Annotated in this window: 1 pseudogene; it reads left to right on the top strand. The window is 28.0% G+C overall.

Going from position 1 to position 460, the window contains the following annotated elements:
* Window positions 1-460: pseudogene (locus tag HMPREF3045_RS06680) on the top strand (copper amine oxidase); the annotation flags it as partial.

Genomic DNA, 460 nt, shown 5'->3' with positions numbered 1-460 from the left:
GCTTGAGTCTTTAGAAGGGGAACTTGCAAAGAAGACTAAAGAAATTGAAGATAAAGATAATAGAATTAAGGACTTAGAAAAAGCTCTTGATGAAAAAGATGCTAAGATAAGAGACTTAGAGTCTAAAAAGAAAGAGACAGAAAATTCTAAGTCAGAATGCTGTAAGAAAATTGAAGAGCTTCAAAAGGCTATTGATAGTTTAAAAGAATCTTCTGAAAATACAAAAAAAGAATTAGAAGATAAGATTAAAGTACTAGAAGAAAAACAAAAAGCTTCTGAAGAAGAAATTAAAAAGCTAAAAGAAGAATTAGATAAGAAAATCGAAGAAGCAAAGAAGTTAATCGAGGAAGCAAATAAAAAAGCAAAAGAAGAACTTGAGAAACAAGCTAAAGATGAAAAAGATAAAAATCTAAACCAAGACCTATCTAAAAAATTAGATGAACTTCTAAAACTCCAAAAA

The organism is Anaerococcus sp. HMSC075B03, from assembly GCF_001815585.1.
GTDB classification, from domain to species: Bacteria; Bacillota; Clostridia; order Tissierellales; family Peptoniphilaceae; genus Anaerococcus; species Anaerococcus vaginalis.
Note: the sequence above shows the minus strand (reverse complement) of the source record. Positions and strands in the feature narration are given on the sequence as shown.